The following is a 242-nucleotide window of genomic DNA, read 5'->3' as shown; positions in this document are numbered from 1 at the left end:
ACGGCCAGGATCATCGAGTTGCCGAAGAAGGTCCAGAACCCGACCCCGCCGATCCCGGACAACGCGGTGGCGAAGTTGGACAGGGACAGGTTGTCCGACCACAGGCTGATGTTCCCGATGATCTCGTTCGACGGCTTGAACGAGGACATGAGCATCCACGCCGCCGGGTAGAGCACCACGATCGTGCAGATGACCATGAAGGCGTGGAACCCGACCGACCGGACCCCCTTGCGCCGCTTGGC

1 pseudogene is annotated in these 242 nt (G+C 63.2%); it reads right to left on the bottom strand.

Annotated features, from left to right (window positions below):
* A pseudogene (locus tag ACQP6G_RS20935) lies at positions 1–242 on the bottom strand (carbohydrate ABC transporter permease); the annotation flags it as partial.

It is taken from the genome of Isoptericola nanjingensis (assembly GCF_050311635.1).
GTDB classification, from domain to species: Bacteria; Actinomycetota; Actinomycetes; order Actinomycetales; family Cellulomonadaceae; genus Isoptericola; species Isoptericola nanjingensis.
Note: the sequence above shows the minus strand (reverse complement) of the source record. Positions and strands in the feature narration are given on the sequence as shown.